This window comes from Tabrizicola piscis (assembly GCF_003940805.1).
Taxonomy (GTDB): domain Bacteria; phylum Pseudomonadota; class Alphaproteobacteria; order Rhodobacterales; family Rhodobacteraceae; genus Tabrizicola; species Tabrizicola piscis.
The window spans coordinates 2637855-2653486 of the sequence record NZ_CP034328.1; the positions used below are offsets into that span (position 1 = coordinate 2637855).

25 protein-coding genes are annotated in these 15632 nt (G+C 64.3%); 22 read left to right on the plus strand and 3 right to left on the minus strand.

Annotated elements, in window-relative coordinates:
* Nucleotides 1-46 precede the first annotated feature (46 nt).
* From EI545_RS12860 to EI545_RS12940, 17 genes are all read left to right on the plus strand, one after another.
* Complete coding sequence (locus EI545_RS12860; protein WP_125325838.1) at nt 47-508, plus strand: hypothetical protein; 462 nt, start codon at nt 47-49, stop codon at nt 506-508.
* Nucleotides 505-1485, plus strand: coding sequence for a RidA family protein (locus EI545_RS12865; protein WP_125325839.1), 981 nt, complete (start codon nt 505-507; stop codon nt 1483-1485). The genes EI545_RS12860 and EI545_RS12865 overlap by 4 nt, the downstream gene beginning before the upstream one ends.
* Nucleotides 1486-1649: 164 nt before the next feature.
* On the plus strand, nt 1650-3146 hold the full coding sequence (ffh, locus tag EI545_RS12870) for a signal recognition particle protein (RefSeq protein ID WP_125325840.1): 1497 nt from the start codon (nt 1650-1652) through the stop codon (nt 3144-3146).
* Nucleotides 3143-3673 (plus strand): GNAT family N-acetyltransferase, encoded by a 531-nt coding sequence (locus tag EI545_RS12875; protein ID WP_125325841.1) that lies wholly within the window; start codon nt 3143-3145, stop codon nt 3671-3673. The genes ffh and EI545_RS12875 overlap by 4 nt, the downstream gene beginning before the upstream one ends.
* Nucleotides 3670-4197, plus strand: coding sequence for a GNAT family N-acetyltransferase (locus EI545_RS12880; protein ID WP_245990007.1), 528 nt, complete (start codon nt 3670-3672; stop codon nt 4195-4197). Before EI545_RS12875 ends, EI545_RS12880 begins: the two co-directional genes overlap by 4 nt.
* Nucleotides 4194-4682 (plus strand): GNAT family N-acetyltransferase, encoded by a 489-nt coding sequence (locus tag EI545_RS12885; protein WP_125325842.1) that lies wholly within the window; start codon nt 4194-4196, stop codon nt 4680-4682. The genes EI545_RS12880 and EI545_RS12885 overlap by 4 nt, the downstream gene beginning before the upstream one ends.
* Nucleotides 4679-5311, plus strand: coding sequence for a GNAT family N-acetyltransferase (locus EI545_RS12890; protein WP_125325843.1), 633 nt, complete (start codon nt 4679-4681; stop codon nt 5309-5311). Before EI545_RS12885 ends, EI545_RS12890 begins: the two co-directional genes overlap by 4 nt.
* Nucleotides 5308-5604, plus strand: a complete 297-nt coding sequence (locus EI545_RS12895; protein WP_125325844.1) for a chorismate mutase — start codon at nt 5308-5310, stop codon at nt 5602-5604. The genes EI545_RS12890 and EI545_RS12895 overlap by 4 nt, the downstream gene beginning before the upstream one ends.
* A gap of 51 nt (nt 5605-5655) precedes the next feature.
* Nucleotides 5656-6021, plus strand: coding sequence for a 30S ribosomal protein S16 (gene rpsP / locus EI545_RS12900; RefSeq protein ID WP_125325845.1), 366 nt, complete (start codon nt 5656-5658; stop codon nt 6019-6021).
* A gap of 50 nt (nt 6022-6071) precedes the next feature.
* Nucleotides 6072-6656, plus strand: a complete 585-nt coding sequence (gene bluB / locus EI545_RS12905; RefSeq protein WP_125327480.1) for a 5,6-dimethylbenzimidazole synthase — start codon at nt 6072-6074, stop codon at nt 6654-6656.
* On the plus strand, nt 6656-7159 hold the full coding sequence (rimM, locus tag EI545_RS12910; protein ID WP_125325846.1) for a ribosome maturation factor RimM: 504 nt from the start codon (nt 6656-6658) through the stop codon (nt 7157-7159). Before bluB ends, rimM begins: the two co-directional genes overlap by 1 nt.
* 48 nt (nt 7160-7207) lie before the next feature.
* Nucleotides 7208-8182 (plus strand): hypothetical protein, encoded by a 975-nt coding sequence (locus EI545_RS12915; protein WP_125325847.1) that lies wholly within the window; start codon nt 7208-7210, stop codon nt 8180-8182.
* Between the two features lie 56 nt (nt 8183-8238).
* The gene (gene trmD, locus EI545_RS12920; protein WP_125325848.1) at nt 8239-9090 is read left to right on the plus strand and encodes a tRNA (guanosine(37)-N1)-methyltransferase TrmD; all 852 of its coding nucleotides are present in this window, start codon (nt 8239-8241) and stop codon (nt 9088-9090) included.
* A gap of 47 nt (nt 9091-9137) precedes the next feature.
* Entirely contained in the window at nt 9138-9512 is a 375-nt protein-coding gene (gene rplS, locus EI545_RS12925; RefSeq protein ID WP_125325849.1) for a 50S ribosomal protein L19, read from the plus strand.
* Between the two features lie 11 nt (nt 9513-9523).
* Nucleotides 9524-9745, plus strand: a complete 222-nt coding sequence (rpmE, locus tag EI545_RS12930) for a 50S ribosomal protein L31 (protein ID WP_125325850.1) — start codon at nt 9524-9526, stop codon at nt 9743-9745.
* Between the two features lie 148 nt (nt 9746-9893).
* Entirely contained in the window at nt 9894-10481 is a 588-nt protein-coding gene (locus EI545_RS12935) for a hypothetical protein (protein ID WP_125325851.1), read from the plus strand.
* Between the two features lie 117 nt (nt 10482-10598).
* Complete coding sequence (locus tag EI545_RS12940; RefSeq protein ID WP_125325852.1) at nt 10599-11408, plus strand: division plane positioning ATPase MipZ; 810 nt, start codon at nt 10599-10601, stop codon at nt 11406-11408.
* On the opposite strand, the gene EI545_RS12945 is transcribed toward EI545_RS12940, so the two are convergent.
* The gene (locus EI545_RS12945) at nt 11377-11559 is read right to left on the minus strand and encodes a hypothetical protein (protein WP_125325853.1); all 183 of its coding nucleotides are present in this window, start codon (nt 11557-11559) and stop codon (nt 11377-11379) included. The genes EI545_RS12940 and EI545_RS12945 overlap by 32 nt on opposite strands.
* Nucleotides 11560-11722: 163 nt before the next feature.
* Entirely contained in the window at nt 11723-12055 is a 333-nt protein-coding gene (locus EI545_RS12950) for an ArsR/SmtB family transcription factor (protein ID WP_125325854.1), read from the minus strand.
* A 202-nt stretch (nt 12056-12257) separates the two neighbouring features.
* Between EI545_RS12950 and EI545_RS12955 the strand changes: the two genes are divergently transcribed.
* The 5 genes from EI545_RS12955 to EI545_RS12975 all read left to right on the plus strand — a co-directional run bounded on the left by EI545_RS12955 (nt 12258) and on the right by EI545_RS12975 (nt 14781).
* Complete coding sequence (locus EI545_RS12955; RefSeq protein WP_125325855.1) at nt 12258-12587, plus strand: AtpZ/AtpI family protein; 330 nt, start codon at nt 12258-12260, stop codon at nt 12585-12587.
* Between the two features lie 3 nt (nt 12588-12590).
* Entirely contained in the window at nt 12591-13346 is a 756-nt protein-coding gene (locus EI545_RS12960; protein ID WP_125325856.1) for a F0F1 ATP synthase subunit A, read from the plus strand.
* Between the two features lie 44 nt (nt 13347-13390).
* Complete coding sequence (locus EI545_RS12965; RefSeq protein ID WP_125325857.1) at nt 13391-13627, plus strand: F0F1 ATP synthase subunit C; 237 nt, start codon at nt 13391-13393, stop codon at nt 13625-13627.
* A 70-nt stretch (nt 13628-13697) separates the two neighbouring features.
* Nucleotides 13698-14222, plus strand: coding sequence for a F0F1 ATP synthase subunit B' (locus tag EI545_RS12970; RefSeq protein WP_125325858.1), 525 nt, complete (start codon nt 13698-13700; stop codon nt 14220-14222).
* 4 nt (nt 14223-14226) lie between these two features.
* Nucleotides 14227-14781 (plus strand): F0F1 ATP synthase subunit B, encoded by a 555-nt coding sequence (locus EI545_RS12975; RefSeq protein WP_125325859.1) that lies wholly within the window; start codon nt 14227-14229, stop codon nt 14779-14781.
* A gap of 80 nt (nt 14782-14861) precedes the next feature.
* Here EI545_RS12975 and EI545_RS12980 read toward each other — a convergent pair whose 3' ends face one another.
* Nucleotides 14862-15629: an FCD domain-containing protein gene (locus tag EI545_RS12980; protein ID WP_125325860.1), complete on the minus strand. Its 768-nt coding sequence runs from the start codon at nt 15627-15629 to the stop codon at nt 14862-14864.
* Nucleotides 15630-15632: the final 3 nt, after the last annotated feature.

The following is a 15632-nucleotide window of genomic DNA, read 5'->3' on the forward strand; positions in this document are numbered from 1 at the left end:
ACGCTAGGCTTTGCCTTGCAGCCAGCGGAACGGACAACAGCACGCCATGCGGGTGAAAAGCGAAACGCCAGACATGCTGGTGATCGAGGATCGACCGATCTTGGTCGCCATTCTGCTGTCGGCCTTCATCCTGATTGATGCGACTGTGGTTCTGGCCCTTGCAAGCCAGGGTAACTGGGCGGGCGTGGCGATGCTGGGCCTTGCCCTGCCGCTGCTTGTTGGCGCCTTGGTCCTGTTCGTGCGCCGCACGCTGATCTTTCTGCACCGACCGCAAGGACAGGTCACGATCCGCGTCGCGTCCCTGATCGGGCAGACGGAAACCAGCTTGCCACTGGCCAATGTGACCGGGGCCGAGGTTCAGAAAAGCCGGTCTTCCAAGGGCGGATCGACCTATCGCCCGGCCCTGCGGCTGGCTGGCGGCGGCGCGCGGGAACTGGTGTCGGTCTATTCCTCGGGCAGCGGCGCGGACCGGGTTGCAGCCGCAATCAACCGCTGGCTTGGCGCATGACGGACATCCTGCACCTGCCGATGGGGTTGATGTGGAACATGCCGATTCCCGTGGCCTGCTCGCTGGCCGTCGCCGCGCACGGGGTGGCAATCAGTTGCGGGCAATGCCCGCTGGACAGTGATGGCCGGGTTCTGGCTCCGGACGATGCGGGGGCGCAAGCCGCACTGGTGGCGCAGATGGTGGCGGGGGTGCTGTCGCATCTGCCCGGCGGCCATCACGCCGCACTTCTGGTTGTCTACACTGATGCCGAGGATACAAGTGCCGTGCTGGCCCCACTGGCAAAGGCCTTTCCGATGGCCGAACTCGCCGTGGTTCCGCTGCCGTATTTCTACTATCCCGGCATGCGGATCGAGGTTGACCTTTACGCGACCACCGTAGCGCCAACCCGCAGCCAAGTTGCCAACGGTCCCGCGCGCCTGACGCGGGTCAACGCCGGGCCGCTGGAGTTTCTGCACCTGTCCGCGCCGGACATGGCATCTGCCATGCCGCTGCTGGACAGGGTCGACCCAACCCGGCTGCTCGCCGCCCACTGGTTCGCGCAGGAACCGCCGCCCGCCGCCTTGTGCCTCGCCCCAGCCGCGCGCGTGCTGCCACCGCCCGGCGCAGGCGTCACGGCCATCCTGACGCTGGCCCCGACGCCTGTCCGCGCGGCAACCACCCCCGGTGGGGCGATTCTGCGCCACGCCGGCCCCTTCGCCTGGATCGCGGCCGAGGGCAGGTCGCCAGACCTTGCCCAATCAGCGCATCTGGCGATGGATGCCCTTGCGCTGCCGGACATTCCGGGACTTACCCCGCTCAAGGCGACCACGCATTATGTGGGTGGGCCGAACGCCGACGACCTGCACGCCAACCTTGCCGTGCGCCACGCCCGCTTTCCCATGCCCGGCCCCGCCTCGACCGGGGTTCCCGTGGCGGGGCTTGCAGCGGCCACGCTGGCCATCGACATGCTGGCCATCATTGACTCACCTGCCGATTAGGCGTATCCGGCCCGCAATTCCCCGGAGGCGTGCCGCTTCCGGTCCCTGTGGTGCATGCCCGGGATCGACATCCGTCAGCGCGTTGCGCCCACGGGTGCCATTCCGCTTTGCATCAACGGCTCGCCGCCCCCATATCGGGGCACATGCAAAGATGAGGTGACGCGATGTTCGAAAGCCTGTCAGAACGCCTTGGTGGCGTATTCGACCGCCTGACCAAGGCCGGCGCGCTGTCTGAAGCTGACGTCATCACCGCGCTGCGCGAAGTCCGCGTGGCGCTGCTGGAGGCGGACGTTTCCCTTCCCGTCGCGCGCGATTTCATCAAGCGGGTGCAGGACAAGGCCACCGGCGCTGCCGTCACGAAGTCGATCACCCCCGGCCAGATGGTCGTCAAGATCGTCCATGACGAGTTGATCCGCGTGCTTGCCGGCGATGGCGAGCCGGACGCGCTCAAGATCGACAACCCGCCGGCGACGATCCTGATGGTGGGTCTGCAGGGGTCGGGTAAAACCACGACCACCGCCAAACTCGCCAAGCGGCTGAAGGAACGGAACGGCAAACGGGTTCTGCTGGCGTCGCTTGACACCAACCGCCCCGCCGCGATGGAGCAGTTGGCGATCCTCGGCACCCAGATCGGCGTGGACTCTCTGCCCATCGTCAAGGGTGAGACGGCTGTGCAAATCGCCAAACGCGCCAAGACCCAGGCGAACCTTGGCGGCTATGACGTGGTGTTCCTTGACACCGCCGGGCGTCTGCACATCGACGAAGTGTTGATGGACGAAATCCAGGCCGTCCGCGACATCGCCCAACCGCGTGAGACGCTGCTGGTGGTTGATGGCCTGACCGGTCAGGACGCGGTGAACGTCGCCACGGAATTTGACGGCAAGGTCGGCATTTCCGGCGTCGTCCTGACCCGGATGGACGGCGACGGTCGCGGTGGTGCGGCACTGTCGATGCGCGCCGTCACCGGCAAGCCCATCCGCTTTGTCGGCATGGGCGAAAAGATGGACGCGATCGAGACGTTCGAGGCCGACCGCGTCGCAGGCCGCATCCTTGGCATGGGCGATATTGTTGCCCTTGTCGAAAAGGCGCAGGAAACGTTCGAGGCCGAACAGGCCGAACGCATGGCCAAGCGCTTTGCCAAGGGTCTGTTCAACATGAACGACCTGCGGATGCAGCTGGAACAGATGATGAAGATGGGCGGCATGCAGGGCCTGATGGGCATGATGCCCGGCATGGGCAAGATGCAGGCCCAGGCGGCCGAGGCGGGCCTGAACGACAAGATGCTGACGCATCAGATCGCGCTCATCAACTCGATGACCAAGAAGGAACGGGCCAATCCCGATCTCCTCGCCGCCAGCCGGAAAAAGCGGATCGCTGCGGGCGCGGGGCTGGATGTGGCCGACGTGAACCGGCTGTTGAAGCAGCATCGGCAGATGGCCGACATGATGAAGAAGATGGGCAAGGGCGGCATGATGAAACAGGCGCTCAAGTCCATGATGGGCAAGGGCGGCATGCCCGACCCGTCGAAGATGACGCCCGAACAGCTGGCCGAAGCTGCCAAGGGCATGCAGCAGGGCATGGGTGGAATGGGTGGCATGGGCGGGCTGCCGCGCGGGATGACGTTGCCTGCGGGCCTGTCGGGGCTGATGCGGAAGAAATGATCCAACGCCCGCAGCATATTGCGTATCCCAGCGCGCCGGTCCTTTCGACCGCGCGTCTGGTGCTGCGCATGCCGCGGTTTGACGATTTTGCCCACCGGCTTGCCTTCTACGCTTCCGACCGCTCTGTCTGGGAAGGCGGGCCCTTCACCCCCGATCAGGCGTGGCGCATCTTCGCGTCCGAGGTCGGGCAATGGCCGCTGATGGGCTTTGGCCCGTTCTCGGTCGACCTTGACGGTACCTATGTGGGCGAGGTGGGCATCTACCAGCCGCAAGGCTACCCCGAACCGGAACTTGGCTGGTTCGTCGTGGATGGTGCTGAAGGCAAGGGCATCGCCAGCGAAGCCGCGCAGGCGGTGATGGTCTGGGCAAGGGGTGCCTTCGGCTGGGACCACATCGACAACTACATCGACCCCGGCAATGCCCGGTCCATCGCCCTTGGCCTGCGGCTAGGCGGCGTGATCGTCGATGCGCCGGGAGTCGACCCGACCGATGTGGTCATCCGCCACGATCTGAGGGCCGCCGCATGACCTATGCCATGCCCCTGCCGATCCCTTCCCTGATGACGGATCGCCTGATCCTGCGCGCACCGCGCGAGGCCGACTTTCCAAAGATGCTCGCTTTCAACGACAGCCCGCGTTCGGCCTTTGTTGGCGGCCCATTGGAACGTCGCTGGGTCTGGCGGGGGCTTCTGGCCAACATCGGCCACTGGGCCCTGCGCGGCTATGGGTTCTATTCGGTGGATACCAAGGCAGGCGATTTCATCGGCCGCATTGGCGTGATCTTCCACGATGGTTGGCCAGAACCGGAACTTGCCTGGCACCTTTACGATGGCTTTGAAGGCCATGGCTACGGGCGTGAGGCGGCGCTGGCGGCCCGTGCCGACTATCACGCGCGCGTTTCGTCCCAGCCGCTGATCAGCATGATCGACGTGGCCAACACCCGGTCCGAAGCGCTGGCCGTTCGGCTTGGCGCGGCGCGCGAGGTGACAAAAACCGACCCCGAGGGCGACTACCACATCTACCGCCACCCGGCACCGGAGGCGCGCGCATGATCGACACCGCCCGCCTGACCCTGCGCCCGCCGCTGGCCGACGATTGGCCCGCCTACCGCGACTATCGGCTGACCCCGCGCAGCACCAGCCCGATGTCCCAAGGCGAGGCCTGGACCCATTTCGCCGCCTTCTTCGGCCATTGGTCCCTGCGCGGCTTTGGCCGCTTCATCGCCACGTTGCAAGGCCGCCCCATCGGCCATTTCGGCCCGTTCTTCCCCGAAGGTCACCCGGAACGGGAACTGACCTGGACGCTGTGGGATGCCAGGCTTGAAGGCCAGGGCTATGCGTTCGAGGCGGCCATGGCCGCGCGCGACCATGCCTTTCGGACGCTCGGCTGGACCACGGCCGTCAGCTACATCGACCCGAGTAATGCCCGCTCGCAGGCGCTTGCAGCAAGGCTTGGCGCAGCACGCGATCCGCTGGGGACAAATCCCTATGGCGACGACACACAAGTCTGGCGTCACGGGCAGGGGGTGTTGGCATGACGCGCCCTTGGGAGACCATCATCCCCGGCCCTGCCGCCGATTTTGCCGCTGCGCTGACCGGGCAACTCCCGGTGCTGGAAACCACCCGCCTCCGCCTGCGCGCCCCGCAGTTGACGGATTTCGACGCCTGGGCCGAGGTTTTCTGCGGCCCCGCGGGTGCTCATCTGGGCGGTCCCTTTGACCGGGACGCGGCGTTCACCGAATTCACCGCGACTTGCGGCCTTTGGCTGTTGCGCGGCCATGGTCTGTGGACCGTCGAGGCCAAGGCAGGGGGCGAGGTTCTGGGCTTTGTCCTGATCGGCTTTGAACCCGGCGATCAAGCGCCAGAGCTTGGCTACCTGTTTCGCCCGGCTGCCGAAGGCTATGGCTATGCGACCGAAGCTGCGACCGCGTTGCGCGACCACGCCTTTTCGACCCTGCGGATGGATCGGCTGGTCAGCTACATCGATCCGGCGAACCGCCGCTCACAGCGTGTTGCCGAACGGCTGCAAGCACGGCGCGTCGCCGATCATGACGGATCGCAGGTCTGGTTGCATCGACCCGTTGGTCTGGCCGAGGTCTCTGGACACACAGAAACGGCGGGGCGTCGGATGGACGACGTACAGAAGGCGGCCAAAGGAGGGGCATGATGGATACAGCAATCAAAGCCGCAGCTCTGCTGAAAGAGCACCGCGAGTCCATCGACCGGCTGGACGCGATCCTGGTCTACACGCTTGCCGAACGCTTCAAGCAGACGCAGGCGGTGGGGCGGCTCAAGGCCGAACACAACCTGCCGCCCTCGGACCCCGACCGTGAGGCGCGGCAGATGGCGCGGCTGGACCAACTGGCGCAAGAGGCGAACCTTGACCCCGACCTCGCCAAGAAATTCCTGACCTTCATCATCAGTGAAGTCATCAGGCATCACGAGAAACTGCAGAAATAACAACCATGTAGGGCAAAGACTGCCCTCGACCCAAACCCAAGGAGACTACCTATGTCCATGAAAATCCGTCTGGCCCGTGGCGGCAGCAAAAAGCGCCCGTTCTATTCGATCGTCGCCACCGACAGCCGCATGCCGCGCGATGGCCGCTTTCTGGAAAAGCTGGGCACCTACAACCCGCTTCTCGCCAAGGACGATGAAAAGCGCGTCGTGATGAACCTGGAGCGTGTGCAGTACTGGCTTGGCCAGGGCGCCCAGCCCACCGACCGGATCGCCCGCATGCTGGAAGCCGCTGGTGCCCGCCCGAAAGCCGCCCGCGCCAACCTGAAGTCCGGCACCCCGGGCAAGGCGATGGCCGAGCGTGCCGCGAAGAAGGCCGCCCGCGCCGCCGAACCTGCTGCTGAACCGGCTGCCGAGTGACCCGGCCCGGCCAGTTCAGCCCGGCCTTCCGGGACGAGCTGGCCGCGCTCATGCGGTGGCGGCGCGACGTGCGCCGCTTCCGCACCACACCTGTGCCGCCCGACATCCTTGCAAGGAGTCTTGCGGCCTTTGCCAGCGCCCCCTCGGTCGGGTTGTCCGAACCCTGGCGCATCCTGCAGATCGAAAGCCAGATCGCCCGGCAGGCTTGCCACGCCAACTTCCGTGACAGCAATGCCGTGGCCCTTGACGGTCAATCCGGCGAAAAGGCGCGGCTTTACAGCCAGCTGAAGCTGTCCGGCATGGCCGAAGCGCCCGTGCATCTTGCCGTCTTCTGCGATGACGGCACGGCCAAGGGAGCTGGCCTTGGCGCCGCGACGATGCCCGAAACCCGGGCCTATTCCGTTGTCGGGGCGATAACCCTGTTCTGGCTGGCGCTGCGGTCCGAAGGGCTTGGCCTTGGCTGGGTGTCGATCCTTGACCCCGACCGTCTTGCGCGCGACCTTGCGGTGCCGGAAGACTGGCGGTTCATCGGCTATCTCTGCATCGGCTGGCCGGAAGAGGAGGACACTGTGCCCGAACTTGAACGCTCTGGCTGGGAAAGCCGCGCGGCCACCTTGCATCTGGAAACACGTTGATGACCGACCGCATCTGTATCGGTGCCATTGCCGGAGCCTTCGGGATTACCGGTGAGGTACGACTGAAATCCTTCTGTTCGGAACCGGGGGATATTGGCACCTATGGCCCGCTGTTTACGGAAGACGGCACCCGGAAATTCCACATCACCCTGACCCGCCCCGTGGCGGGCGGTTTTGGCGCGCGGATCGCTGGCATCACCACGCGGGAAGAGGCCGATGCCCTGCGGGGCACCAGCCTGTTCATCGACCGGGGGCGGCTGCCCTCACTGCCTGATGACGAATTCTACCATGCCGATCTGATCGGTCTGGAGGTGATGGACACAGGAGGCGAAGCTTTGGGAAAAGTCGTGGCTGTCCACAACCATGGGGCTGGGGATATCATCGAAATATCCTCCAAGCGTCACAAATCGGCCCTGCTTTTGCCCTTTACCAAGACAATCGTGCCTAATGTCGACCTTGCGGCTGGTCGTTTGATTGTCGATCTGCCAGAGGAAAGTGAATAGCTTTCATGGCTTTCGGCTCCGTGGCTGCCGGATCTGATGGGGGAAACCATGCCAACCCGACTGCGTTTGCTGAAAGGGGCGACAGCCCTTTTGTACATTGGCCCGCTGTTTGCAGGCATCAGTGGCATGGGGTTTGGCGTCCTTGGCTTTTTCGTGGTGATCTTCGTCGTCTGGCTGTTGATCGTGCGCCCTGAACAGTGGCCGGCCACCGCCAAGGAATGGCTTACCCCGCAGGCCGTCGGGGTTGTCGTGACACAGGTGCTTTCCCAGGTCCTGCTGGTCTGCGTCCTGCTTGGGATCGGACGTGGGGTCGGGGCGGTCGCAGGCTTTCTGCCGGTCGTCAATCCGATCTTCCCGCTTGCGGTGTCCTTCCTTGCCATTCCGCTGTGCCGCATGCTGTGGGATGCCCGGGCCGCCGCCGATCAGGGCGTGTTTCTGGATGATGAAGCCGAAGCCGCCGAAGCTCCGCGTGCCCTGGCCGAGGCCGCCGCTGCCGTTATCCCGCTCTTGAACATGGCCGACGACGCACCGGATGCCGACGTCAGTGCTGCTGTGGCCAAGGTGATGACGGCCATGGGGGCCGGCTTGCGGCTGGACGCGCTGGCCGCAGCACTGGAGCGGCCCAGCCGCAGCCACACCGCCTTGCGCCGGGCCTTGGTGCTTTGGGCCTCCGAACCCGAGGTTGTGGTGTCCGGCCAGGTCCCCCGCGCGATGGCCCACGCCTTCTCCATTGCTTCCGGCAATGGTGATCTTCTGCGGCTTTACGTCCCGCGGGCGCTTGCCCTTGTTACGGCTTTCCCGGACCGGGCCAACGACTTCCCCACCTCCGCCCAATTGCGGCAGGCCTCGCTTGATGGTGCGGGGTCTGATCCGCGCTCGGATCTGCCAGCGCATCTGCGCGCGGACCTGCGCGACGGGCTTGCCGCACTGGCCCGCGCCATTGAAAAGGTCGTTGACGGCGACAGCGCGCCCAAAAGCGTTCACCACGAACCCATGATGCAGGCCACCGCCCGCACCGCCTGATGTCCTCCGCACGGGCAGGGCTTTCCCGGCACGGTGTTTCCGGCTAAGCCCGGCATATGTCAGACCCAAGCGATCCCTCCCCCCCTCCGGGAAAAAGCCATGGCAGGCTGTCCGTCCGGGCCAGCCTGACGCCACGCGACTTGATGGAGGAACCCCGCATCGTCCGAGGGGCCTGGACCGCCAAGGTCATCACCCTGTTCCCCGAGGCATTTCCCGGCACGCTGGGCCTGTCGCTGACCGGCAAGGCGCTGGACTTCGGGCTTTGGCGGCTGGACACCATCGACCTGCGCCCCTTCGGCGTCGGCAAGCACCTGAACGTGGATGATACCCCCGCCGGCGGTGGGGCGGGCATGGTCTTGCGCCCCGATGTGGTCGATGCAGCCCTAGCCGCCGCCGCCGAAGGCACGCCAAAGGACCGCAGCCGCTGGCCGGTCATCTATCTGTCGCCCCGCGGCAAGCCCTTCGACCAGGCCACCGCCCGCCGCCTTGCCCAAGCCGACGGGATCACCCTGCTGTGCGGCCGTTTCGAAGGCGTGGACCAGCGCGTCATCGACCATCACCAGATCGAGGAAATCAGCCTTGGCGATTTCATCCTGACCGGAGGAGAGATCGCCGCAATCGCCTTGATTGATGCGACGGTCCGGCTTATACCCCGCGTGCTTGGGAATCAGGCCTCCACCGAAGAGGAAAGTTTTTCGGAAGGGCTGCTTGAATTTCCCCAGTACACTCGGCCGACCGACTGGCAAGGCCGCGCGATACCCGAAGTGCTTCAGTCGGGCCATCACGCGAACATCGCCACCTGGCGGAAGACCATGGCCGAAAGGCTGACGAAAGAACGCAGGCCTGACCTCTGGCGGGCTTACTGTGCGGCGCACGGTAGGGACCCGAATGAAGACCAAGAGCTCTAGGGCGGCATCACCTTCGCGGAAAAAACCGCGAGCATTGGAGAATTGCGATGAACCTGATCGCCCAGATCGAGGCCGAGCAGATTGCTGCGCTTGGCAAGACCATCCCGGATTTCAAGGCCGGCGACACCGTCCGCGTTGGCTACAAAGTGACCGAAGGCACCCGCAGCCGCGTGCAGGCCTATGAAGGCGTCTGCATCGGCCGCAAAGGCGGGGCGACCATCGCCGCCAGCTTCACGGTCCGCAAGATTTCGTTCGGTGAAGGCGTGGAGCGGGTGTTCCCCCTCTATTCCACCAACATCGACAGCATCGAAGTGGTCCGCCGTGGCCGCGTCCGTCGTGCCAAGCTGTACTACCTGCGCACGCGTCGCGGCAAATCGGCCCGGATCGCCGAAGACACCACCTACAAAGCCAAAGCGGAATAAGGAGCGGGACGATGAAAGCCGAAATCCACCCCGAGTACCACACCATCACCATCAAGATGACCGATGGCTCCACCTACGAAACCCGCTCGACCTGGGGCAAGGAAGGCGACCAGATGTCGCTCGACATCGACCCGCTGGCGCATCCCGCCTGGACCGGTCAGCAGGCCAAGCTGATGGATACCGGCGGCCGCGTGTCGAAGTTCAAGAACAAATACGCTGGTCTGGGCTTCTGATCCCAAGCCAACGGCTGACCCAAAGAACGCCGCCCCTGATGGGGCGGCGTTTTTCGTTTCGCCGCTGCCATCGGCCTGTCGAAATCCCGGCCCCCCGCGCGTCTTCCCTGTGCCACCGCTGAGGCTGGCCCGAAAAATGGAGATTGCGATGAACCTGTTCCAGTCGACCGCCGTTGCCGTGGCGCTTGCCACCCCCGTTCTGGCGGAAACCGCTGCCCCTGACGCCCTTTCCACCCTGCGCGGCACCTATGAAAGCACCGGGGCCGAGCCTTGGTATGGCGGCTTTGGCCACCGTGAATTCGTGTTCGCTGATGGCAACTGGACCCTGACCTTCACCCATGCCCTTGACCCCGACATGGCGCTGCGCACCTTCCAGTTCCGTACGGGCGGCAGCTACGCCGTCGGCAGCCCCTCGGATGCCGTCGAAGGGGCGTTTCGCACGGTGTTCCGGGAAGACTGGAAGCACCTGACGCTGCTGACGCCTGACCCGGCCCTTGCCACCGCCTTCGGCATGGCCGATTGCGGCCTGACGGTGAACCTTGAGACGGACATTTCCAGCACCGGCTGTGCCGCCTGGCGCCCGGTCGCTGAGTGCGGGGAAGACCATGATATTCTGGCGTCGGACCCCAGCGGTCTGCGGTTCGGGGTGCGCCCTGACGACAATGACATGTGCAGCGCCGACAAGACGCCCACGGCCCTGCTTCCCGCCGTTGTAAAGCGCCTGCCGCTTGACTGATGCACAATGCATCGGCAGTCGGATCAACCTCCGGCTGCCGACTTGCGCATCCTCTGGCGCGCGCGCTATGACCGCCCGGACATCAGGGTTGGGATGGGCTAGGCCAAAGGGGCAAACGTGGCGCGGATCATCGTCGTCGGGAACGAAAAGGGCGGTTCGGGCAAGTCCACCACCTGCATGCATGTGGCCACCGCGCTGGCAAGGCTTGGGCACCGGGTCGGCGCGCTGGACCTTGACTTGCGGCAACGGTCCTTTGCCCGCTATGTCGAAAACCGCCGGGCCTATATGGCGCAGGCCGGGCTTGACTTGCCGACGCCTGACTACTGCGACCTGCCCGCAGGCGACCCCGCCAACCTTGCGACCGGCGAGAATGCTCAGGATCAGCGCCTGACCCAGGCGGTCGAGGCGATGCACGCCGTGAAGGATTTCATCGTGATCGACTGCCCCGGCAGCCACACGCGCCTGTCACAGGTGGCCCATTCGCTGGCCGATACGCTGATCACCCCGATGAACGACAGCTTCGTCGACTTTGACCTTCTGGCGCGGGTCGATCCGATGACCGGTCAGGTCAAGGGTCCGTCGATCTATGCGGAAATGGTGTGGTCGGCACGCCAGTTGCGCGCGCAGGCTGGCCTTCCTCCGATCGACTGGATCGTGGTCCGCAACCGGCTTGGCGCGCAAGCGATGCACAACAAGAAGAAGGTGGGCGCAGCGCTTGAGGATCTGTCCCGCCGCATCGGGTTCCGTGTGCTGCCCGGCTTTTCCGAACGGGTGATCTTCCGTGAACTTTTCCCCCGTGGCCTGACCTTGCTGGATCTCAAGGATACCGGGGTGGATCAGCTGAACCTGTCCAACATCGCCGCGCGGCAAGAATTGCGCGACCTGATGACCGGTCTCAGGCTTCCGTCTCTGACTGTCGGTTTTTGAACACCGGGCCGCCAAGGCCAGCCTTGTTGACCACCCGCGCGCGGTTGACCATCTTAAGCCGTTTCTCGAACGGGGAAAGCTCTTCGGCTTCATCCGTCTGCTTGGGACGGGACAGTCCCATCTTCTGCAAGAGGCTCAGTTTCTTCTTCATCGGGGACGCCCCTATACCTATTCTGCTTTCTTCCTGTGCAAGCGCGGCAGGACTGTGGCAAATCACGTCGCAATCTGTGAAACGTCACCCTGTGATCGGAACAGACTGTTTCCGTAAGGGCGACAGAACGGCTTTAGAATCGCAAATCGAAGTTAAGAATATGTTACTCTATTTCGGCGTCCAGTTCTCGTTCAAGAAATCGTTCGAACGCATCAAGATCCAAGGGCTCGAACTGGCCAAATCCCTGCATCCAGACTGACGCCGCGCGCATCGCATCCGGCTCCAGCCGGCACCAGATGACCCGCCCCCGGCGTTCCCGGGTGATCAGCCCGGCATCGGCCAGCACCCCAAGATGTTTCGAAATGGCGGCAAGGCTCATGGCAAAGGGTTCGGCCACGTCAGTCACCGCCATGTCGTCTTCCAGAAGCATCGCCAGGATCGCCCGGCGGGTCGGATCGGCAAGGGCGGAAAAGACGCTGTCCAGCGGATGGGTCATCGGCCGACTATTCCCAAAGGCCCGCGCATCGTCAACCGCAAGGTTGAATATGCCCGGCAGCTGCTTGGCCACCGCCGCCGCCGTCACGGCCCGCCGTCTCTTGGAAATAACCAAGGAATGACAACAGGTTGCGAGCATCTGTCTTGGCTTGACTCTGCGCTGCCCTCTCCGTAGGTTCCGCCCGACTGAAAGGGGCTTCGCCATGGCGTCCGATCCCGATCCTGACCGGCTCCGCGCGCTTGAGGCGCGCCTGTCCAAGGTCAAGGATCAGGCGCCTGCACCGAAGACCAACACGGTCAAGGGTTTCTCGCAGGGCGAAGTGGCCTGGAGGATGGTGATCGAGCTTGTGACCGGCATGTTGCTGGGAATGGGCATCGGTTACGGGCTTGATGTGCTGTTTGGCACGTTGCCGGTCTTCCTGATCATCTTCTCTCTGATCGGCTTTGCCGCAGGCATCAAGACGATGCTGGGCTCGGCACGGCAACTGGCACAGAAGGCGGCTGATCAAGCCGCAAAGGGCGAAAGGGACTGACGGATGGCGACGGAAGAGCATGCTGGCGGGCTGCAGATCCACCCGATGGATCAGTTCATCGTCAAGCCGCTGTTCGGCGACGGTCCGATCGAATGGTACACGCCCACCAACGTCACCCTCTGGATGGCGATTGCCGTTCTGGCGATGACCGCGCTGCTGGTTCTGTCGACCCGCCGCCGCGCCATTGTGCCGTCGCGCGGGCAGTCGGTGGCGGAACTGTTCTACGGCTTCATCCACAAGATGGTCGAAGACGTCGCCGGGCATGAGGGGCTGAAGTTCTTCCCCTATGTCATGACCCTGTTCATGTTCGTCTTCCTGTCGAACATCCTGGGCCTGATCCCGATGTCCTTCACCACCACCTCGCATATCGCGGTCACCGCGACGCTGGCGCTTCTGGTGTTCTTCACCGTCACCATCGTCGGCTTCATCCGCAAGGGTCCGGGCTTCCTGTCGATGTTCTGGGTGTCCTCCGCACCGCTGGCCCTGCGCCCGATCCTCGCCTTGATCGAGGTCATCTCGTACTTCGTGCGCCCGCTGTCGCACTCCATTCGTCTTGGCGGCAACCTGATGGCCGGTCACGCCGTGATCAAGGTCTTTGCGGGCTTTGCCGGGGCGATGGGCGTGGCCTCGGTCGTGCCAATCGCGGCCATCGTGGGCATCTACGGGCTGGAACTGCTCGTGGCCTCGGTTCAGGCCTATGTTTTCACCATTCTGACCTGCGTCTACCTTCGTGACGCAGTGGGCGACGCCCACCACTAAGGGTCCGAACACAACTTCAGCCAATTCCAAAAAGGAGCTACCAAATGGAAGGCGATATCGCAGAAATGGGCAAGTTCATCGGCGCCGGTCTGGCAACGATGGGTCTGGGCGGCGCTGGCATCGGCGTGGGCCACATTGCCGGCAACTTCCTGGCGGGCGCCCTGCGCAACCCGTCGGCAGCACCGGGTCAGATGGCCAACCTCTTCGTCGGCATCGCGTTCGCCGAAGCTCTGGGCATCTTCTCGTTCCTGATCGCCCTCCTCCTGATGTTTGCCGTCTGATCCTGCGGACCTGATTTCCGGGCCAGTCCACAGGGCTGGCCCCGGTTCCCAAGGCTAAGGAGAAGACGACATGGCAACCGAGGCAACAGGCGAGGCCGAAGCCGCTGTGGGCATGCCCCAGCTGGACTTTTCGACCTGGCCGAACCAGATCTTCTGGCTTCTGGTCACGCTCGTCGTGATCTACTTCGTGCTAAGCCGCATCGCCCTGCCGCGCATCGGCGCGGTTCTGGCGGATCGGAAAAGCGCGATCACTAATGACATTGCCGCGGCTGAAGAGCTGAAGCAAAGGGCCGTTGCCGCCGAAAAGGCCTACAACGACGCTTTGGCGACTGCCCGGACCGAGGCTGCGAAGATCGTGGCGGCTGCCAAGGCCGAAATCCAGAAGGATCTGGACGCTGCCTCTGCCGCCGCTGACGCCGAGATTGCGGTCAAGGCGGCTGAATCGGAAAAGACCATCGCTGCGATCCGCGACGGTGCCGCATCCGCAGTGGCCGAAGTGGCGCGCGATACCGCCCGGGAACTGGTGGCGGCGCTGGGTGGCGCTGTCGACGCGAAAACCGTGACGGCGGCCGTCTCGGCCCGGCTGAAGGGATAAGGCGATGAAACGGCTTACACTCGCGCTTGCGCTGCTTGCGTCGCCTGCCATGGCGGCGACCGGCCCCTTCTTCTCGCTTGGCAACACCGACTTTGTGGTGCTTCTGGGCTTTCTGGCCTTCGTCGGCCTGCTCGTCTACCTCAAGGTGCCGGGCAAGCTGACGGCCATGCTGGACGCCCGCGCCGTGGCCATCAAGGCCGACCTCGACGAAGCCCGCGCCCTGCGGGAAGAGGCGAAGTCGATCCTGGCCACCTACGAACGGCGCCAGAAAGAGGTGCAGGAGCAGGCCGACCGTATCGTCAGCTCGGCTCGGGATGAGGCGATGGCCGCCGCAGCCCAGGCCAAGGCGGACCTCAAGGCCTCGATTGCCCGGCGTCTTGCGGCTGCGACTGACCAGATCGCCTCGGCCGAAGCCGCTGCCATCCGTCAGGTGCGCGAACAGGCCGTGTCGGTGGCAATTGCCGCTGCCGGCGACGTGCTTGCCAAGCAGATGACGGCAGAAGCTGCAGCGACGTCGATCGACGACGCGATTGCTCAGGTCGCTGACCGCATGCACTGACGCCACACGGCAACCCAAGACCAAGACGGCGGCCCCTAGGGCCGCCGTTTTCATTTCAGCACCAGCGGGGCAGGGTGCCATTACCGGCTTTCCTCATGCTCCAACCGCTGGCGGGCAATCGTCTCGTTCTTCTCGGCGCGGATCTGATCGACCAGCGCCTGTTCGACAAAGTTCAGATGCGCCTCCACCGCCGCCCGCGCCGCCGCCGGGTCACGCGCCTGAACCGCAGTGTTCATGGCCCGGTGCTGATCCAGCAACTGTTCCCGCGTCATCCGGTTCTTGAACATCACCTGCCGATTGTAGAACACCCCCTGCCGCAGCAGATCGAACATCGACCGCAGCATGTGCAGCATGATGACGTTATGGCTCGCCTCGATGATCGCCATGTGAAACTCGGCGTCCAGCTGCGCTTCGTCGGTGGGATCGCGCTTCTGATGCGCCACTTCCATCTTGGCAAAGATCGTCGCCACGACCCGCAGGTCGGTCTCCGACCCCAGCCGCGCGGCGCGTTCGGCGGCAAGGCCCTCCATGTCACGGCGAAAGGCGATGTAGTCGAACACCGCCTCTTCATGCGTGGCGAACAGCTGGATCAAGGCGGGCGAAAACGCCGATCCCAGCACTTCGGCGACAAAGACACCCGATCCGGCCCGGCTGGTCAGCAGTCCGCGGTCGGCAAGGTCGGATATCGCATCGCGCAGGGACGGGCGCGACACGCCAAGTTTTTCGGCCATGTCCCGTTCTGACGGAAGCCGTTCCCCCGGCTGCAGGATGCCGCGCAGGATCAACTGCTCGATCTGACGGACAACGGACTGCGAAAGTTTTTCGGGAGTGACTTTGAGAAACGGCATTTC

What these genes read in the sequence shown, in the direction of transcription:
- EI545_RS12860 (WP_125325838.1), top strand. Translation starts at nt 47, where the DNA reads ATGCGGGTGAAAAGCGAAACGCCAGACATGCTGGTGATCGAGGATCGA.
- EI545_RS12865 (WP_125325839.1), top strand. Translation starts at nt 505, where the DNA reads ATGACGGACATCCTGCACCTGCCGATGGGGTTGATGTGGAACATGCCG.
- ffh (WP_125325840.1), top strand. Translation starts at nt 1,650, where the DNA reads ATGTTCGAAAGCCTGTCAGAACGCCTTGGTGGCGTATTCGACCGCCTG.
- EI545_RS12875 (WP_125325841.1), top strand. Translation starts at nt 3,143, where the DNA reads ATGATCCAACGCCCGCAGCATATTGCGTATCCCAGCGCGCCGGTCCTT.
- EI545_RS12880 (WP_245990007.1), top strand. Translation starts at nt 3,670, where the DNA reads ATGACCTATGCCATGCCCCTGCCGATCCCTTCCCTGATGACGGATCGC.
- EI545_RS12885 (WP_125325842.1), top strand. Translation starts at nt 4,194, where the DNA reads ATGATCGACACCGCCCGCCTGACCCTGCGCCCGCCGCTGGCCGACGAT.
- EI545_RS12890 (WP_125325843.1), top strand. Translation starts at nt 4,679, where the DNA reads ATGACGCGCCCTTGGGAGACCATCATCCCCGGCCCTGCCGCCGATTTT.
- EI545_RS12895 (WP_125325844.1), top strand. Translation starts at nt 5,308, where the DNA reads ATGATGGATACAGCAATCAAAGCCGCAGCTCTGCTGAAAGAGCACCGC.
- rpsP (WP_125325845.1), top strand. Translation starts at nt 5,656, where the DNA reads ATGTCCATGAAAATCCGTCTGGCCCGTGGCGGCAGCAAAAAGCGCCCG.
- bluB (WP_125327480.1), top strand. Translation starts at nt 6,072, where the DNA reads ATGCGGTGGCGGCGCGACGTGCGCCGCTTCCGCACCACACCTGTGCCG.
- rimM (WP_125325846.1), top strand. Translation starts at nt 6,656, where the DNA reads ATGACCGACCGCATCTGTATCGGTGCCATTGCCGGAGCCTTCGGGATT.
- EI545_RS12915 (WP_125325847.1), top strand. Translation starts at nt 7,208, where the DNA reads ATGCCAACCCGACTGCGTTTGCTGAAAGGGGCGACAGCCCTTTTGTAC.
- trmD (WP_125325848.1), top strand. Translation starts at nt 8,239, where the DNA reads ATGTCAGACCCAAGCGATCCCTCCCCCCCTCCGGGAAAAAGCCATGGC.
- rplS (WP_125325849.1), top strand. Translation starts at nt 9,138, where the DNA reads ATGAACCTGATCGCCCAGATCGAGGCCGAGCAGATTGCTGCGCTTGGC.
- rpmE (WP_125325850.1), top strand. Translation starts at nt 9,524, where the DNA reads ATGAAAGCCGAAATCCACCCCGAGTACCACACCATCACCATCAAGATG.
- EI545_RS12935 (WP_125325851.1), top strand. Translation starts at nt 9,894, where the DNA reads ATGAACCTGTTCCAGTCGACCGCCGTTGCCGTGGCGCTTGCCACCCCC.
- EI545_RS12945 (WP_125325853.1), bottom strand. Translation starts at nt 11,559, where the DNA reads ATGAAGAAGAAACTGAGCCTCTTGCAGAAGATGGGACTGTCCCGTCCC.
- EI545_RS12950 (WP_125325854.1), bottom strand. Translation starts at nt 12,055, where the DNA reads ATGACCCATCCGCTGGACAGCGTCTTTTCCGCCCTTGCCGATCCGACC.
- EI545_RS12955 (WP_125325855.1), top strand. Translation starts at nt 12,258, where the DNA reads ATGGCGTCCGATCCCGATCCTGACCGGCTCCGCGCGCTTGAGGCGCGC.
- EI545_RS12960 (WP_125325856.1), top strand. Translation starts at nt 12,591, where the DNA reads ATGGCGACGGAAGAGCATGCTGGCGGGCTGCAGATCCACCCGATGGAT.
- EI545_RS12965 (WP_125325857.1), top strand. Translation starts at nt 13,391, where the DNA reads ATGGAAGGCGATATCGCAGAAATGGGCAAGTTCATCGGCGCCGGTCTG.
- EI545_RS12970 (WP_125325858.1), top strand. Translation starts at nt 13,698, where the DNA reads ATGGCAACCGAGGCAACAGGCGAGGCCGAAGCCGCTGTGGGCATGCCC.
- EI545_RS12975 (WP_125325859.1), top strand. Translation starts at nt 14,227, where the DNA reads ATGAAACGGCTTACACTCGCGCTTGCGCTGCTTGCGTCGCCTGCCATG.
- EI545_RS12980 (WP_125325860.1), bottom strand. Translation starts at nt 15,629, where the DNA reads ATGCCGTTTCTCAAAGTCACTCCCGAAAAACTTTCGCAGTCCGTTGTC.